Origin of the sequence: Mucilaginibacter sp. SMC90, assembly GCF_022811725.1 — a bacterium.
In the GTDB taxonomy this organism is placed as follows: Bacteria; Bacteroidota; Bacteroidia; order Sphingobacteriales; family Sphingobacteriaceae; genus Mucilaginibacter.
On record NZ_CP094527.1, the window covers coordinates 1,025,906 to 1,043,380 of the forward strand.

12 protein-coding genes are annotated in these 17,475 nt (G+C 43.4%); 3 read left to right on the plus strand and 9 right to left on the minus strand.

The window, feature by feature from the left end; genetic code table 11:
• Positions 1 to 187 precede the first annotated feature (187 nt).
• The 5 genes from MTO98_RS04680 to MTO98_RS04700 form a co-directional block, all read right to left on the minus strand.
• The gene (locus MTO98_RS04680) at positions 188 to 2,731 is read right to left on the minus strand and encodes an outer membrane beta-barrel family protein (RefSeq protein WP_243485452.1); all 2,544 of its coding nucleotides are present in this window, start codon (positions 2,729 to 2,731) and stop codon (positions 188 to 190) included.
• A gap of 802 nt (positions 2,732 to 3,533) precedes the next feature.
• Entirely contained in the window at positions 3,534 to 4,346 is an 813-nt protein-coding gene (locus MTO98_RS04685) for a DUF4249 family protein (protein ID WP_243485453.1), read from the minus strand.
• Positions 4,337 to 7,141 (minus strand): TonB-dependent receptor, encoded by a 2,805-nt coding sequence (locus MTO98_RS04690; protein WP_243485454.1) that lies wholly within the window; start codon positions 7,139 to 7,141, stop codon positions 4,337 to 4,339. The genes MTO98_RS04685 and MTO98_RS04690 overlap by 10 nt, the downstream gene beginning before the upstream one ends.
• Positions 7,142 to 7,735: 594 nt before the next feature.
• On the minus strand, positions 7,736 to 8,440 hold the full coding sequence (locus tag MTO98_RS04695) for a LytTR family DNA-binding domain-containing protein (protein ID WP_243485455.1): 705 nt from the start codon (positions 8,438 to 8,440) through the stop codon (positions 7,736 to 7,738).
• Positions 8,437 to 9,471, minus strand: a complete 1,035-nt coding sequence (locus MTO98_RS04700) for a sensor histidine kinase (protein ID WP_243485456.1) — start codon at positions 9,469 to 9,471, stop codon at positions 8,437 to 8,439. The genes MTO98_RS04695 and MTO98_RS04700 overlap by 4 nt, the downstream gene beginning before the upstream one ends.
• Before the next feature lie 228 nt (positions 9,472 to 9,699).
• Between MTO98_RS04700 and MTO98_RS04705 the strand changes: the two genes are divergently transcribed.
• Positions 9,700 to 10,068: a glyoxalase superfamily protein gene (locus MTO98_RS04705; RefSeq protein ID WP_243485457.1), complete on the plus strand. Its 369-nt coding sequence runs from the start codon at positions 9,700 to 9,702 to the stop codon at positions 10,066 to 10,068.
• Between the two features lie 479 nt (positions 10,069 to 10,547).
• Complete coding sequence (locus MTO98_RS04710) at positions 10,548 to 11,105, plus strand: transposase (protein WP_243485458.1); 558 nt, start codon at positions 10,548 to 10,550, stop codon at positions 11,103 to 11,105.
• Positions 11,106 to 11,562: 457 nt separating this feature from the next.
• On the opposite strand, the gene MTO98_RS04715 is transcribed toward MTO98_RS04710, so the two are convergent.
• The 4 genes from MTO98_RS04715 to MTO98_RS04730 form a co-directional block, all read right to left on the minus strand.
• The gene (locus MTO98_RS04715; protein ID WP_243485459.1) at positions 11,563 to 13,662 is read right to left on the minus strand and encodes a putative porin; all 2,100 of its coding nucleotides are present in this window, start codon (positions 13,660 to 13,662) and stop codon (positions 11,563 to 11,565) included.
• Positions 13,662 to 14,477: a purine-nucleoside phosphorylase gene (locus tag MTO98_RS04720; RefSeq protein ID WP_110587356.1), complete on the minus strand. Its 816-nt coding sequence runs from the start codon at positions 14,475 to 14,477 to the stop codon at positions 13,662 to 13,664. The genes MTO98_RS04715 and MTO98_RS04720 overlap by 1 nt, the downstream gene beginning before the upstream one ends.
• Complete coding sequence (lpxK, locus tag MTO98_RS04725; protein WP_243485460.1) at positions 14,461 to 15,504, minus strand: tetraacyldisaccharide 4'-kinase; 1,044 nt, start codon at positions 15,502 to 15,504, stop codon at positions 14,461 to 14,463. The genes MTO98_RS04720 and lpxK overlap by 17 nt, the downstream gene beginning before the upstream one ends.
• A gap of 156 nt (positions 15,505 to 15,660) precedes the next feature.
• Complete coding sequence (locus MTO98_RS04730) at positions 15,661 to 16,119, minus strand: hypothetical protein (RefSeq protein ID WP_243485461.1); 459 nt, start codon at positions 16,117 to 16,119, stop codon at positions 15,661 to 15,663.
• Positions 16,120 to 16,240: 121 nt separating this feature from the next.
• Here MTO98_RS04730 and MTO98_RS04735 point away from each other — a divergent pair, with 121 nt between their 5' ends.
• Complete coding sequence (locus MTO98_RS04735; protein ID WP_243485462.1) at positions 16,241 to 17,149, plus strand: serine hydrolase; 909 nt, start codon at positions 16,241 to 16,243, stop codon at positions 17,147 to 17,149.
• Positions 17,150 to 17,475 lie beyond the last annotated feature (326 nt).

The window sequence follows — 17,475 nt, forward strand, 5'->3', positions numbered from 1 at the left end:
CGTCATTGCGAGGTACGAAGCAATCCCAAACTACACAGAGAAACTTGCAATAGCCACTCTGTAAGTAGGGGATTGCTTCGTACCTCGCAATGACGGACGTATAAAAATAAAAGAGCCGGAAGCATTCACGCTTCCGGCTCTTTTATTTTATTTTCCTGATTCTAAAAGTCTTGACTTCTAAACAAAATTATCTGCCTGGGCCTCCCTGGCCACCGGCTTGATCGCCTTGTTTTTGGTCATCATTGTTAACGCCTTTTTTCTGCTGATTAGGGTTACTGAAGCTAAGCTTACCAAAGCTATAGCTAAACGTTATGCCAAACGAGCGGAATGGGAAAGCTGTTGAGCTGGTTTGTGTAAAGCCAGGGCTGTTGATGTTTTGATCAAAGTGTTTATCCCTTGCAAATGGTTGTACGGTGTTAAAGCCGATAGCCAGTTTTTTATCCATAAACTGTTTTTTGAAACCAAATGCATAGATGCCGAACGATGGGTTAGTACCCTGAATGGTACGGCGCGATGAGTTGGTAAAGCCAAACAACTCGGCAAGGAAATTATGCGGGAACTGGTACGATGCACTACCAAAAGCAGAGTATTGTAAATAAGTACCTGTTGCCGATGAGTTTTCAATAAATACACCCTGCGGACTTGGGCTATAGGTAAACGCGTTAATGCTGGCACGTAAGGTCAATGGCTTAATAGGGCTTATTGATCCGAAAAAGCTTGCACCAATTGAATTGTTTATACCAACGTTTGAATAGGTGGTACGGGTAGCTATTACCGGTTTATTGTTTATGGTATCAGTTATTGGCGTTGCTATACCTTCAATCAAATCGCTGGTGTGTTTATAATAAACAGAGAAGTTAAGCACTGATGATTTTATAAACGTGTTATAGTTTAATTCAACAGTTTGCGAAATTTCAGGCGATAAATTAGGATTACCTACAGTTTGATTTTGCACGTTACTGCGGTTAATGAACGGGTTCAAAAACTGAAGGCTCGGGCGCTGAATACGTTTGCTGTATGATAATTTAAGCGTGTTGGCACCAAATTGTTTTTGCAAAGTTAAACTTGGGATGTAGGTAGTATAGCTTGCTGTAAAAGGCTCTAAAGTTTGGAAGCCAGAGCTGCCTTCTTCCTGGAAAGGATTTTGCGGGTCGCCTTTTATCCTGGTGTTTTCAACACGGCCACCTACTAATATCGAGTAGCTTTTAGGCAGGGTAAATGTTAACACAGTATAGCCTGCGTATACATTCTGGTTATAATCATACAGGTTTGAATTTAACGCATCCCTAACCGGGTTGAGGCCTTCAGTATCAGTGTTAAATATATCATAATTACTGTTGATGCGGCGTTGTATAGTTTTAGCACCTGCCTCAATTTTTAACAGTTTGTTTACAGGTAAGGTATAATCTGCCTGTCCGGTATACTCGTTGTTTTTACCATTATTATCACCTATCTGGCTTGGGTTAACAGCAGTAAAGATGCTTGTATAATCGGTTGTAATATCGCTATGGCTCCACTGACCTGATATGATCAATTCGTGGCCTTCTTTTTTGAATTTGTGCGTGTAGTCGATATTCCAGTCAAAACCGCCAAAATGATTGTGTGAGGTGGTTCTGCCGGTGTAGTCTAATGAGGTGCTATTCAGGGTACGGTTGTAATCACCACCGCCATCGGTGTTAAAACCACCGTCATTTAATCTGAAAGTAGTGTTGATGCTGTTAAAGGCATTGAATTCGTACCCGGCTGTAACCGAACCTATAGCTCCGTGCCTTTTTATCCTGCTTGAGGTGTTATTGTGGTTATGCAAATCAACTGCTGGATCAGTTCCGTTTGCAGGAGTATTGATCACCTGGTCGAAAGTGGTTAACGAAGTTTGTGGCCATGTTAAGTTACCACCGGCATTAATACCTAAACTGAAACGGTTTTTGTTATAGTTGAGGTTAACGTTGCCGTTATTTTGACGCGTACCTACACCGCCGCTCACCGAACCACTAACGCCCGAAACATTTTTTTGTTTAGTGATGATATTAAGGATACCGCCCGAACCTTCGGCATCGTATTTAGCTGATGGAGAAGTTACAACCTCAATGCTCTTGATCTGATCGGCAGGAATGGTTTTCAATACATCAGATAAACTTGCTGATGTTGCACCTGACGGCTTTCCGTTGATCAGCACTTTAATGTTCTGATCGCCGCGGATAGATACGTTGCCATTAATGTCAACGTTTACCAAAGGTACTTTTTGCAGTACATCGGTAGCGTTGCCGCCCGCTGCTGTCAGATCTTTTTCGGCGTTATAAACTATCTTGTCAATCTTGTTTTCGATCAATGCAGCCTGGCCAACCACCGAAACTTCTTTCAATGCGTGTGAGCTTGGGGCCAAAAAGATCTGGCCAAGCTTAGCATCAGGTTTTGATGGGGTAGTGGTTACCTGGTCAACATATTTAGTTGGATAACCAATAAAAGATATAGCCAGTTTATATACGCCCGGCTTTATATTGTCCAATTTAAAGTTTCCTTTTTCATCGGTTACAACCCCGGTAATTGGCGATTTGCCGCCGCTGCGGTATAAACCAACCGAGGCGTAGTCCATTGGTTTTTTTGTAAGCGAATCAACGATAGTGCCTGATATTCTGCCCGTTGTGGTAGGTCCGCCGCCGCCCACTCCAAATTGGGCCTGAGCCGAAAAAGCAAAGCAGAATAATGCAATAAGTATGTAAAAACGTTTCATTTAGTGTTATTTTGATAATTGGAGGCGAAAATACCCTAAATGTTACACGCTTAAATTTTATTTTTTTACTAAAAGTGCAATTGTCATGTATTAGTTACACTAACATGATATAAACCGTAGATTTTACAATAGGCGTTTAAACAAGCGTTTACAATACGGTGACAAAGGGGGGGTATCAACAAAAAACGTCATTGCGAGGTACGAAGCAATCCCCGATTAGCTGAGCAGCTATAAAAGTTCAGCTTGTGGTCGGTGTTTTCACCACAGGTGTTCGGAAGATGAAATTATCTCTACTTTTTAAATAAAAAAATATGTCATTGCGAGCGTAGCGCGGCAATCTCGTAGCCAATGCATATCCGCCCTGTATAGGTACGGGATTGCCACGTCGCCCCAAGTGCTCTTGCCCTCGCCGCTCCTCGCAATGACATAGCTTTTTTAACCAGCATTCCCAACCGATCTGAATCTTCCGAACACCTGTGGTGTTTTCACCGCACCATATGATTTACTGGTCGATTGTTCAATCTAATGACTGCGAATATCGGAAGTTTACGGCCGGGTTGTAAGGCAAAAGTGGTGCGGTGAAAACACCGACCACAGGCTAAAACCTGAAAAAAAATGCGATGATATGTTAAAAAATCACCATTGATAATCAATAACTTACAATAACGTCATTATAAGGTACGAAGCAATCCCCGATTAGCTGAGCGGCTATAAAAGTTCGCCCTGTATAGTTTTGAATTGCTTCGTACCTCGCAATGACGGTGGTAAGATCACATTTTCTCTTGAGAATGTGCCTTATTTTTTACTGCGTAGTTACCCTCAAATTTAAAGTATCGGCCTGCATGGCGGTAAATATGCCCAGGCCATTAACCACATTGGTTGGGGTGTTTACTAAGTTTTGTGAACTGCCGCGGGTATTGGTGGTAAGTACATTGATGTACTCGTCATTTACTCTTAGCAGTATCACCTTATAAAGCCCGTAGTATTTAAAGGTAGTTTGGGTAATGTTATATATCGAAGTTCGTTCGGTATTGATCTCAAAGCTTGGGTTCCTGTTACTCCTTACTGCTATGATTTCAAAGGGGTTACTGTCAGTATTTTTGAAAAGCAGTATATGCTGTAACGAATCGGGGTTTGTCCAGGTCACTGTTTGGAGTACCTTATCGTTATAAGCCTGATCAAGCGTGTTTGGCTCATGGAATACACTATCGGTCAGTTTAAACCCAATGGGTTTTCCGGGCATAACTGTTGATGCACTTATTGCCACATTGTTATAATTAAACTGCATGGTGTAAGTTTTACCTGCTGTTATAAATGCAGCATCACTATAGGTATAGGTACCGTTTGTTCCTTCGGTAAGCTTTACCGATTGTGTGCCGTTGCTGATATTGATGGTAAGCCCGGTAATAGCAGATCCGTAAGTAGCCGTGTCGGTTAAGTCCTTTTGTTGATATACCTTTAATGACAGTGGCTGTCCGGCAACAAGGTAAGCTTCAACAACGGGTTTATTCACCGCATTAACGTCAGATGAGTTTTTTTTGCAGGCCGATGCCATGATCAGGAAGCCGGCTATCAATGCAAAGTTTATATATCGTATGTATGTTTTTATTTCCATCTTAAGCTTAATGTAACGTTAGGGGTAAAGCCGAGGTAGTTGACATCGGTAGTGATAACCTGGTTGTTTTGCATTTGGTATTCGCGGTACCAGATATTAGTGTGGTTATAAACGTTGAACAATGATAAACCTATCGAGCCTATTTTGTTTCCGTCTATCTTAAGCAGGTCATATGATACCGACATATCCAACCTGTGATAGGCCGGCAGGCGTTCGGCATTTTTATCGCTGATGTTAAGGTAAGTGATACTGTTGCCGTCAACCGTTTTTATGGTGTAGCTGGATAGGGGCGCAGTGTATGGGTGGCCTGTACTGAACAGGAAGGTGGCCGCAAAGTTCCAGCGTTCGTAATGATACATGTTAATGGATTTAAATTCGTGACGCACGTCCTGGTCCGCGGCGTAATAATCGTTACCGAAGGCCGAGAATTTGTTCTGGGCCCGTGCAAGGGTGTAGCTGATCCAGCCGGTATAACGTCCCATTTTTTTCTGTACCAAAAACTCAACACCATTAGTGCGGCCTGTTCCCTGGTAAAAATCTTCCGTAACGCTTTGGGTTTGGTTCTGGCTGGCATCCATCCTGAAGCCGCCACCGGCAACTTGCGTTTGCCTTACCGTGTACTGTGTAAGGCCGCTAAGCGTTTTGTAGTACCCTTCAACACTAAACAAAAACTGATCGGTTTCATAACTTGTACCCAATATGTAATGCCTCGCCATGCCAACCGGGATATTGCTGTTATTGGATAGCACCCAGAAATTACGGTTGCCGCCCAAAATATCCTCCCGGATAACCTGGTTTTCAAACTGGTAAAACTGCCCGGTTGCACCTTTTATTGTAAGCTTGTCGGTAAGGCTATAACTTGCCGAAAGCCGTGGTTCAAAGTAGGGTTTGGCTGTTGGGCCAAAATAACTTGCACGCAAACCGGGCTGGATATGAAATTTATTGTTTGGATCGATGGCCAGCTCGGTGTAAAAACCAGCCAGTACCGCATTGTTGTGTTGATTAATAAGTTTGCTGGTGTCATTTTGGGTGTACTCATAGTCTATTTTTTTGTATGACGCAAAACCACCAAATAGTAGCTTGTATTTGTTGCTGGCCGTCCATTCCCATTCAGATTTGTAGCTCACATCCTTCAGGTTGTTGGTTTCGAGCGTGCCTGTACTAAGGGTATGTGAAATACCATTGGTATCGATCTGTGCAAAACCTGAGGTGCTGCGGTTTCTGTCATTAAAATAAGACGAGTAGGTAATGTAATTATTGGAGTATAGTTTTTTGTTCCACTGTCTGAACCATTTGATACTGCTGCCTAAGTTGCCATATTTAGTGTAATCTGTTATGTTGATCCCGCTGCTGCCCGATGACAGGAATGAGGGCAGGCCCAGTTGCCTGCTGTTATCTGTTTTATCAGTACCGGTGTATAAGCTCCATGACACTTTATCTTTTTGACTTATACTATAGGTATACTTGGCATCAAAATCATAAAAGTATGAGCTTGGCGTAATTTGGTTGGCAAAGCCCCCGCCCCCGCCAAAGCCGCCACGGCCGCCACCTCCACCCGGGCCGCCGCCCTGTGTAGTTGTTTGGTTAAACTGGTTAAAGATCTTATTGTAAAACGGCCCCTGGTATGAGCGCCTCACCGCTAAAAGCAAGGTCGACTTATCCGACAGCGGTGTTTCCAGGTAACCGCTGGCGCTTAGTAAACTTAAATCGGTGCCAATGTTAGTTTCGTTCTTGTTACCCTCCTTGCCGTTAAGTTCTGTAACGCTCGAAAGCCTGCCGCCATATTTGGCCGTAAAGCCGCCTTTATACAGTTGAACATCTTTAATGGCGCTGGCGTTAAAAGCGCTGAAAAATCCGTAAAGGTGATCAACCTGGTAAATGGTGAAGCCATCCAGTACAACCAGGTTCTGATCGGGCGTGCCGCCACGTACATAAGCGCCGGATGAGGATTCGTTTGTGCCGCTTACACCGGGCATCAGCTGAAAGGCCCGCAGCACATCTTTATCGCCCATGGTTGGCAGCTTATCTAAATTGGCCGGCGAAAGCTGTAACACGCCCACCTGCCTGCTGTCGGTATTCATAACGCCGCTTTTTTTACCTGTAATGGTAACTTCATTTAAGCTGTTGAGCGATGAATATAAACCGCAGATCAACGGCGAATTCATCTTTTCGCTGCTCAGCCTGAAGTAATCGGTTTGGTAACCCGTATATGAAACCTCCACTACCGATGTATCTGAAGGTACCCTGAACATGGTAAAATAACCATCGGCATTGGTCATCACATTAAGATCGGTTCCGCGGATCTTAACTGTTGCCGAAGGGAGCGATTCGCCTGTTTGCTGATCGATGACCCGCCCATTAATACTAACCAGGAAATGTTTAGGCCTGGCCTTAGGAGCCTCAATTTCTTTGGCCTTCACCGCATTGGAAGCCTGAAGCGATAGCTTGTTTAGCTTTTGTAACCTGGCCAGGTCATCCGTATTTTGAAGAATGTAAATTGTTCCGCTTGATTCAATCCAATAATGCAGGTTGTTTTCATTACAAACCTTGGCAATTACCTCCTTTAACGGTTCTTCAAAAAAGTGTTCCACAACATCCATTTCATGCAATGGCTCCCGTTCAAATACAATGCGGACCTTGTAATCCATAGCCAGTGTATCAAATAGCTGATCAAGAGGGCATGAAAAAAAATGGTTAACTACAATTTTTTTAAGTTTTTGCTGCGTTTGCTGACCCTGAGCCACCATACCGCAAAACACGAATGAGGTTATTAACAATAGGGAAAATTTCTTCATGTAGGGGTATATATTCTTTCGGTGCCGAAAATGCACCTTGTTTTGAAGCAGCTCAAATAAAATCGACCATGAGAGACTTTGTGTCGACAAATTGCCCGGATGTGTGCTAAGGGGGATTGCAGGGTAGCAGGTTATTTTGCTGAAAAAGGAGGGGCAAGTGCGATTCCCCTCTTGAGAGGGGCGGAGGGGTGTGTCCAGGCATTGATAAGGTCTGTAGCAGAAACACACCCCTGCTACCACTCGTTCCTTCGTGCCCCCTCTCAAGAGCAGGGCTGTTGCATATTAATTCGATGAGCTTTAAAAATCGCACGGTCGAGCGTCTACGCTCGAGTGTTGGCTTTTTTTTGAGCGTCCACGCTCGCGTAACAACATCAAAAAGGTAAGCGTGGACGCTTACCTGAGCAATAATTCAAGCGAAAGACGCTTGAACTTGCAACTATACATTAGAATGCAACAGCCCTGCTCTCAAGAGGGGATTGAAAAGCATGTCATACGAAGAAGAACGACGAGGCTACCGCACCGAAACAAAGGCCGCCCTGTATAGTATGCGATTGCCACGCCGCGCTCAATGACATGGTTTTTGTAAGTTAAAACTTACACTTTCCCGATCATCCTGTTGATCACATCACGATAGCCATCGCTTAACGGTATTTCGGTGTTGATCAATTTGATACGTGCGCGGCGCATTTGCGATACATGGTCAAGATTTACCAGGTATGATTTATGTACCCTGAAAAATTGATCTGGTGGTAATTGTAGCTCAATGGCTTTAAGACTGATACGGGACAATACCGGTTTTTGCTGATTAATGAGGTGTACTTTGATATAATCCTTAAGGCCTTCGATGTATTCGACCTGGTCAAAGCTGATTTTGATAAGGTTATAGTCAGCATGTAAAAATAAATAGTTTTTGGTTGTAGGCTGCGGCACGTAACTGCGGCGAAGCTCATACAGGTCAAGTGCTTTGTGGCAGGCCTTCAAAAAGCGGTCTAAGGGTACGGGTTTAACCAGGTAGTCAACCACATCAAGTTCAAAGCCTTCAACCGCAAATTTTTCATAAGCGGTTACAAAAATTACCATGGGCCTTTGGGTAAGACTTCTGACTAACTGCAGGCCGTTGATGCCAGGCATATATATATCGCTGAAAATAAGATCGATCTGTTCTTTTTGCATGGCTATGATAGCTTCGCCCGCATTACGGCACCGCGCTACCACCTGTATGGTATTTACGTGTTTCAGGTTATCTTCAAGCAGATCAAGCGCCAGCGGCTCATCGTCAATTATTAAACATCGCATCATTTAAGTTCCAATTGCAGCATAACTATATAAGCCTGCTCGTTTTTATTGATATATAGGTTGTGTTTGCCCGGGTATAGCAGTTCGAGCCGGCGTTTAACATTGGCAAGGCCAATGCCCGAAGCATTATCCTTGTTGTCTTCGGCCGGGTTGTAAACATTTTGTACGCTAAAACGCAGGTTCTTTTCATCAGTGAAAAGTGTGATGGCTATAGCTGGTGCCTCAATGTCTCCCGTACCGTGTTTAAATGCATTTTCAACAAAGGGGATCAACAACATGGGCTCGATAGTTTTTTCGGGAGATTTAATATCGGAGCTGAAACTAACTTTCACCTGGTCGCGAAAACGAAGTTGCTGTAATTCAATATAACTGCGGAGATAATCTTCCTTTTGGCACAATGTAACCTTTTCTGCATCGGTTACATAAAGCATATATCGCAGCAATTTAGAAAGCTGGATGAGTGTAGGTTCAACTGCCGACGGGTTTAAACGCGAAAGCGCAACGGCGCTGTTGATCACATTGAAAATAAAATGCGGACTGATCTGCGAGCGTAAAAAAGCCAGTTCGGATATCAATGAAGCATTATCAATATCCTTTTTTTTGTTAATGGCCTTAAACTGGTCGGCCAGGTAATGATATGCAAAACTCCCGGCGGTGATAGATAACAAAGGAAATATCACCAGGAATGGTCCCTGCGGCCGGTGATGCTGCCCCATCCACGGAAAATGCGGAACAGGAAAATAGTGCCGCACTGCCATTAACACAATATTGAATACCACAAAGGAGCCCAGCAACGAAATAAAATAAAGCCAGATATTGGTTTTTAATAAACGTGGGATAAGTAAAAAAGCGTTAAGATAAAACTCGGCTGCCAACACCAGGTTAAAACTGATGATGTGCCCCAGCGAAAAAGCGGGTTGTGGGAAGCCGCGCATATCCGGCCTGGAAATTACGGGCGTAAAAATGATTAGTGCCCAAAATAACAGATGGATACAGATTTCGATAATCAGCGCCGGTTTTATCCGTTTAAACATATCATGCTAATGTAGCCTCATTTTAAACCCATACTTAATGTAATAGACGAGGGGGCAAAATGTGCCGACGAAAGTACTGTATCTGTTGCGTGGAAACCTAATTTCAGACACTGTTGCAGGCATATTTAACATCTATTAACATTTGATGCCAGTTGATTGAAAACAAGCGATTTCGCTATACAAAGCCGGTGATATTTTCCGTTAAATTTGTTTAACAATTAATTACCTATGTCAATAATAAAACCAATCCTCCGAATTTTTGATTACGATAAGGCCATAGAGTTTTACATTACCTGGCTCGGCTTTAAAACCGATTGGGAACATATGCCCGAAGGTGTGCCGGTATATATACAGATTTCGTTGCGTGACGTGGTGCTTTACCTCTCTGAACATCACGGCGACGCCAGCCCCGGCAGCCATGTTGCAATTGACGATTTTACGGAGCTAAGGGATTACCACGCTCATTTAATAGCCAAAAAATATAAATACAACCGCCCGGGTTTGGAAGTACCCGAATGGAATGATAAAGCTATTACCATGACTGTTCATGATCCTTTTGGCAACAGGCTAACATTTGGTGAAGAATTGAAAGGGTAAACTGTCATCTGCCCGCATTCCATCCACGGTTTTTAGCCCAAGTGTTGTGTGGTTGGCCGGAGGGACGCTCACTTGTGCTTTTTTATACTTTTATAATTGTACTTAACTATGTCCTCAGCTCTGGCGCACAAACTCGTTTTTTAGCGCAAGTGTTGTGTGGCTGGCTGGAGGGACGCTCACTTGTGCTTTTTTTCCAAAGGCACAAGTCATCCACCCTCATGCCAACCACACAAGACTTGCGCCAGAAAACTGACCTTTAGAACAAGACGCTTTATTAATTATAAAACGTCCATGACACGCCAAACTTCTTTTTTTAACGCAAGTGTTGTGTGGCTGGCTGGAGGGACGCTCACTTGTGCTTTGGACAAGTCCCAGAGCCATAAGTCACCTCCCCACATTCCTGCCGCACAAGACTTTCGCCAATCTAAGAACTTGTGCTTTTTTATACTTTTATAATTGTATTTAACTATTTTCAGTGCGTGAGTACTAAATATAAATTCGCTAATCCAGAGGGGATCTACTTCGTAACTTTTTCTGTGGTTCATTGGGTGGATGTTTTTACAAGAAACATATATCGCGATATCTTGCTTGATAGTTTTCGTTATTGTATGAAGGAAAAGGGTTTAATTATTTATGGATTTGTTATTATGAGCAATCATGTTCATTTGCTCATAGGCAAAAATGGTGATCAAAGTCTATCAGCTATTATGCGGGATATGAAAAAGTTTTCGTCTGTTAAAATTATCAGGGAGATCATAGAAAATCCGATAGAAAGTCGAAGGCACTGGATGCTTAAACTCTTTTCCGATACAGGAAAAGCAAATTCAAACAATACACATTATCAGTTATGGCAGCAAGAAAATCATCCGATAGAAATTGAACCCAACTCAAATATGTTTGATCAAAAATTGGGTTATATTCATCAAAATCCCGTTAAAGCAGGATGGATTAACGAGGCTTCTGCATATGTTTACAGTAGTGCTTCTAATTACGAAGAAAAAGGTGGCATTTTGAGAGAAGTTGAAGTAGTATATTAAAGTTAGTTCCAGAAGGCACAAGTCATCCGCCCTAATGCCAACCACACAAGACTTGCGCCAAAAAAGGGTAGTTCCAGAGGCACAAGTCATCCGCACTCATGACAGCCACACAAGACTTGCGCCAAAAAAGGGGGACGCTCACTTGTGCTTTTTTTTCCAGAAGGCCAAAGTCATCCACCCTCATGCCAACCACACAAGACTTGCGCCAGAAAACTGCCAACCACACAAGACTTGCGCCAAAAAAGGGTAGTTCCAGAGGCACAAGTCATCCGCCCTCATGACAGCCACACAAGACTTGCGCCAAAAAAGGGATAAAGCTATTACCATGACTGTTCATGATCCTTTTGGCAACAGGCTAACATTTGGTGAGGAATTGAAAGGGTAAACTGTCATCCACCCTCATGCCAACCACACAACACTTGCGCCATAAAACTGACCTTTAGAACAAGACGCTTTATTAATTATAAAACGTCCATGACACGCCAAACTTCAGGATAGCGTCCTGTTGAGGGTAGCGGTTAACTGTGTAGTAGCCTTTGCTAAAAGCCCGCTGGTTGATGTAGTCATAAGCAACAAACAGGTTGGTGCGTTGCAGCGTTGCCTTAAAGAACACGCCAAATATCGGATATGATGAAAACGTTACATTGGCACCGTTATAAAACTGGCCCAACCCCGGTGCATATGACGGTGCAACGTATTCTGTATTATACCTTGCGTTTACACCCATACTGGCATGCAGTACGTTAAGTAATGTTCTGTTAACGTAAAGATTACTATAGGCATACACCTCGGGCGTGCGAAGCGTATTCTGATAATCGGTTTTTTGATATACCACGTAGTTATCAAAATGCAGGCTATGGTAAGTGAAGTTTTTACCCAGGCTTATTTTTAACAGGTTGATTGAATTGTTAAGCTGAGCCGGGCGGGCATCAGTACCGCCATCCTGAGCTGTAAAATAAAGGTAATTACTAATCAAAAAGTATTCGGCCTTTAAGTCAAATTGCAGGGCATTGTTAATATAGTTGAACGATGCGCTGGTAGTTTTTTGATTACTGAAATCGTTATGAAAAATATAATGATTGGAAATCCAGTTGTTATACACCAATGGCGGCGAGCTGTTTTGAGAATAAGCCTCTAAAACGATCTTACCGGTTTTTTTACCGCCGGCCAGTGTAAGTTTGGCATCATACAGATAGTTGCCGAAATCACGTCCCTGGGCAATCTGCCTGAAATCGGCATCGAGGGCAATACGGTCGCTGAAACGGTAGCCCAACTTGGCTTTTAATGTAATATCCTGGAAGGTGTTATGTTGTACCTTGTCCTGGTGTATATATTTTGCGCCATATTGGTTCAACGTGGTATCGCTTACATACTGGTTGTACGAGTAAAAATCATGTACGAGCCCCAGGTCAAGCTTCAACTCGTTTTTAACGAACTTTACCGATTTACTTCGGAGATAAAAACTGTACGAAAACTCATTTTGAATATGCGTGACGACCGTTGAATCGCGAGATCGGTTATTACTGTAATAATAATCGGGGAACACATTATAGGTGTCAACACCGCTTTGCTTGTACAGGTACCTGCTGTTTGATATATGCAGGGTATGTGATACGCGCTGGGTAGGCAGGATCTTTGAATTATCTTTTCCTTTATTCAAACTATCTATCCGGCCTAAATAATAAAATTGCTTAATGTAAAGGCCTTTATCGTTCCAATTTTCATAGCTGTAGGGCAGGCGTACAGCAGCCCTGTCTTTTGAAAAGGCATTGTTTACATTGGTACTGGTAAATACCGAATCATTGAGAATACTGCCGGTTTCGGGCGCTTTAAGGTTATTGAACAACAAGTTGGCCAGCAGGTTATATCGTTTGCTTTTTGATTCGTACCAGGTAAAAATGGAGGCGTTCAAATCGCTCACGTTTTGCCCCAGCACGTTATTATAGTTGTAAAATCCCCTTGACCCGTTGAAATTTAAGTTAAAGCCAATATTCCAGTTGGGCTTTATATTTTGCGTATGGATGATATTAAACAACTGTATGGCCGACCCACCGAACGCATTGTACAAAGTAAGTTTGGTATAAGGCACCCGCGTGTTATAGTAGTTAATATCCTGGGGCTTTAATGCATAAATATCAAGCGAATGCAAACCCAGATCAAAACCTATCGTTTGGCTGGGTTCAAAAAGCAATGGGCGTTGCGACAGGCCAATATTACCTAAATGAATGCGGGGGCTCCGCGGATCAATAAGCGGACTGTAGATTTCAAAATTAGTAATCCCGGTATCAATAGGGAATAGCTGTGTACTGTCGTTCAGCAAACGCTCATTAGTAACGCGGATGAATTTAGAACTGAAAACCACCGAATCTTTTTTGTTTTCTTCTTTCCGCCGTAAACTGTCAAGCAGCTGGTCGTCGGTCATCTGTTTTTCCTGCCGGCGCGCGGTATCGCGGGTTGGCAGGTTTCGGGGATTGGTACGGGTTCCGTATTGCGCAAAAGCTGCCTGTACCGATAAGCACATCAGCAATAAAAAAATATATTTGAGCTTTTGGCGCATTAATTACCAGCTATCAGTTCTTTAAGTATCTGGGTCATTTTCGGTTCGGCTTCCTGCGCTATAGCAAGGATCTCTTCAAGCGTTATTGGCTTCAGTATTTCAGGGAAGCCCTCATCTGTTAATACCGAAATGGCAAACGTCGGGATGCCCATGTGATTGGCAACAATAACCTCGGGTACGGTGCTCATGCCAACGGCATCGCCGCCTATAATGCGCAGGTATTTGTATTCGGCGCGGGTTTCCAGGTTAGGGCCGGTTACCGCCACGTAAACACCTTTATGACAGGTTATATTATGTTTTTGAGCGATGGCCAGGCCTTTTTCGATCATATCATGACGGTATGGTTCGCTCATATCCGGAAACCGTGGGCCAAGCTCTTCATAATTGCGGCCAACCAGCGGGTTTTGAGGCTGCAGGTTAATATGATCTTCAATGATCATCAGGTCGCCCTTTTTAAAATCGGGGTTAAGAGAACCGCTGGCGTTTGATACATATAGCGTTTTAATGCCCAGGTATTTCATCACCCTAACCGGGAAGGTGATCTGCTGCATGTTATAGCCTTCATAGTAATGCAAACGGCCCTGCATGGCAACAACTTTAACGCCTGCAAGCGTACCAAAAATAAGTTTGCCCGAATGGAACTCAAGGGTGGAAATAGGAAAATCAGGAATGTTAGAGTACATCAGCTGTTTTTCAACTTCAATTTCTTTGACAAGGCCACCCAAACCGGTGCCTAAAATTATACCCACTTCGGGTTCAAAATCGCCAATACGGTTTTTGATATACCGGGCGGTGCCTTCAATATTGTCTAACATATGTTTGTACTAATTCGTCAAATTGTTGTTGCCCGTTATTTAAAAAACTAATGCCTATTGGCAGTACCAAAACAGGCAGTTTTTTAACCATCGGAAGCAGGTCCTGTTCCCCTAAACGCTGCGCATCCTTTTCTGTTGTGATGATCACTTTTTTTTGTGATGTGCAGGCCGAAAACTCATCGGCAAGTTTACTGATATTTTTTAAGCTAAAACGGTGATGATCGGGATAATTGTGGTGAACAACCAGCTCTGTTTGCTTTTTCAGGTATGCTAATAATGGTTTTGGATTAGCTATCCCGGTAAGCAGGAAAACGGTAGTTTCATCGTCGATGGCATTTACGGATGTAGTTCCATCCATAGTTTGTGCAGCCAGATAGTTGATAGTTGTAAAAAATAACGACTGGTGCGGGTAAGGTTTGATCCGTTTAATCACGCGGCCTTGTTCCAGGTCGGTTAGTGACGACGGGCATTTACTGACGATGATCACATCGGCCCTTTTGCGCCCGCTAAATGCTTCACGCAGGTTACCTGCCGGGAGCAGGAAATGGGGCTCGTTAATGCGGCTATAATCAAAAAGTAAAATGCTGAAGCCCGGTTCAAGGGCGCGGTGCTGATAGGCATCATCTAAAATGATAACATCATGAGTGTCCTTTAACTGCTCAACACCGGTTACACGTTTCTCACAAACAGCAACGTCAATATCCGGAAATTTGTGTTTGAATTGTGCAGGCTCATCGCCAATATCGGAGGCTTTGCTTTCGGCAGTAGCCATTAAAAAACCTTTGGTAGCGCGACCGTAGCCCCGGCTAAGTGTAGCTATGTTATAATTGCCCTTTAATAACCTGATGAGGTATTCGGTCATCGGGCTTTTGCCTGCACCCCCAACATTCAGGTTGCCCACTACGATCACCGGCATTTCAAACCCGGTACTTTTAAAGATTCCCCGGTTATAGCACCAGTTACGGATACCCACAACCAGGCCGTAAATCAGCGAAAAAGGGATTAAAAGCCAGCGCAGGAATATCATATATGGTTTTTCTCAACCCGTCATTGCGAGGTACGAAGCAATCCCCAAATTACAGGTCCGCTCTGTAGAGTTCGCGATTGCTTCGTACCTCGCAATGACGCATTTCTTCTTTTAAATTTCTGAAGAACAGCAAAGTTAATATTTGATACCAATTTACTACGAGCCTATCACCCCAAACTGCTTTAAATGATGCGTAAAGTGTTTACCATGCCATATGATCCATTCATAATAATCCAATGGGCCGAAGCCACCGTGGATCACTTTAACATTATTCGTATTGAAATACCTGTCGAAGGTATCCAGCTCTTTCATTAATTGATTAATAGCCGTTTCCAGGTCAGGATAAGTTAGCGTATCGGGCAACTCTTCCAAAATAATATTGCGGGGCATTTCGTTGTCGGTGTAAATGCCGTTTTGCTTACGTGCGTCGGTGTTTTCATGAGGCCCATCCCAGGTTGGCACTTTAATGCCGTTGGTGTATTGAACCTGGGTTATAAGGTGCTCTATCATTTGTTGAGGTGTCATTTTACCCCAAAGTGGCTTAGCCTGCGCATCAAGGTTAAGGAATAAGCGATACAATACTTTGCGATTAGTGATGTCAACAAACTGGCTCATGAGGTAACGGGTTTTTAGCAAATATAAAAAACATAGTATTTTGAGTAGTACCTCCACATGAAACCGATGGTTGCCTGTTATTTTAAAATTCGTATTTTCATCTGTTAAGATCGCTTATCCCATGAAACATAAACTTACCTTTCTGATGCTGTTATTTGCTGCATCGGCCTTTGCTCAAACCGATAGTAAACTCATCGCTAAATTAAATGATGCGGTAAAAGATTTTCACGGCCAGGTTGGGATCTATGTGCATAATCTGAAAACAGGTAAAACTGCTGAGATCAATGCTGACACATTGTTCCCTACAGCAAGCATGATCAAAGTGAGCATTCAGTGCGGGGTGATGGATAAGATAGAGAAAGGTGAGCTAAAGTATAACCAAAAGCTGGTTTACCGCGATTCCTTGCTTTATGCCGGTGAAGACCTGCTGGGCTCTTTTAAGGATAAAGATACCGTACAATTAAGTAAAGTAGCCATGCTGATGATCACCATGAGCGATAATACAGCGAGTTTATGGCTGCAAAAGCTGGTGGGCAGCGAGTACATCAACAATTGGCTCGATCAGAATGGTTTTAAGGTGATGCGCGTAAATTCAAGCGCTCCGGGCAGGGAAGCTATGCGCAAAATTTACGGTTGGGGTGTGAGTACCCCGCGCGAAATGTGCAGCTTGTTCATCATGATCAGGGAAGGAAAGGCCGTGAGCCCTGCAGCCAGCGAGCGTATGTACCGCAATATGGGCCGCATTTATTGGGACGAACATGCACTGTCGCAGATGCCCCCTTACGTGCATACCATATCTAAACAAGGAGCGGTTGATGAGTCGCGCTCAGAAACAGTACTGGTAAATGCCCCGCACGGCGATTATGTTTTTTCGATCATCACTAATCACAACAAAGACACCAGCTGGACACCCAATAACGAAGCCGGACTGCTCATCAAAAAAGTATCGGCCCTGCTATGGTATTATTTTGAACCTGCTGATAAGTGGCAGCCAGCAGATGGGGTGGATAAGTTTATGCTGAATGAGTAGACTATATTGTTTCCTGCTATAAATTCATCTGCCCCAAGTGACCTGCGAGTAACTATCGGCGAACCTGAAAAAAAGTGATAGCGTGTAAAATATATTTAAAGGATGGTGTGAGAGGCCGCGTTAGTGATAGGAGCGGATACCGGCCTTGTGGCTAATGCCTGTGCAGTATGAGCGCATAGCACGGGCCACAGGCAACGCCCATATTTATAAATGTTGATTAAAAGCCACATCTTCCACAATCCAACATTTACCATCTTTCCTCAAGCTTACCTGCTTATAAAACGTTTCTTCTTAACCCATTATGTAAGCATGGTATAGCCCCCAAA

What these genes read in the sequence shown, in the direction of transcription:
- MTO98_RS04700 (WP_243485456.1), bottom strand. Translation starts at nt 9,471, where the DNA reads ATGTTTAAACGGATAAAACCGGCGCTGATTATCGAAATCTGTATCCAT.
- MTO98_RS04680 (WP_243485452.1), bottom strand. Translation starts at nt 2,731, where the DNA reads ATGAAACGTTTTTACATACTTATTGCATTATTCTGCTTTGCTTTTTCG.
- MTO98_RS04730 (WP_243485461.1), bottom strand. Translation starts at nt 16,119, where the DNA reads ATGAGCCAGTTTGTTGACATCACTAATCGCAAAGTATTGTATCGCTTA.
- MTO98_RS04720 (WP_110587356.1), bottom strand. Translation starts at nt 14,477, where the DNA reads ATGTTAGACAATATTGAAGGCACCGCCCGGTATATCAAAAACCGTATT.
- lpxK (WP_243485460.1), bottom strand. Translation starts at nt 15,504, where the DNA reads ATGATATTCCTGCGCTGGCTTTTAATCCCTTTTTCGCTGATTTACGGC.
- MTO98_RS04690 (WP_243485454.1), bottom strand. Translation starts at nt 7,141, where the DNA reads ATGAAGAAATTTTCCCTATTGTTAATAACCTCATTCGTGTTTTGCGGT.
- MTO98_RS04685 (WP_243485453.1), bottom strand. Translation starts at nt 4,346, where the DNA reads ATGGAAATAAAAACATACATACGATATATAAACTTTGCATTGATAGCC.
- MTO98_RS04735 (WP_243485462.1), top strand. Translation starts at nt 16,241, where the DNA reads ATGAAACATAAACTTACCTTTCTGATGCTGTTATTTGCTGCATCGGCC.
- MTO98_RS04705 (WP_243485457.1), top strand. Translation starts at nt 9,700, where the DNA reads ATGTCAATAATAAAACCAATCCTCCGAATTTTTGATTACGATAAGGCC.
- MTO98_RS04715 (WP_243485459.1), bottom strand. Translation starts at nt 13,662, where the DNA reads ATGCGCCAAAAGCTCAAATATATTTTTTTATTGCTGATGTGCTTATCG.
- MTO98_RS04695 (WP_243485455.1), bottom strand. Translation starts at nt 8,440, where the DNA reads ATGATGCGATGTTTAATAATTGACGATGAGCCGCTGGCGCTTGATCTG.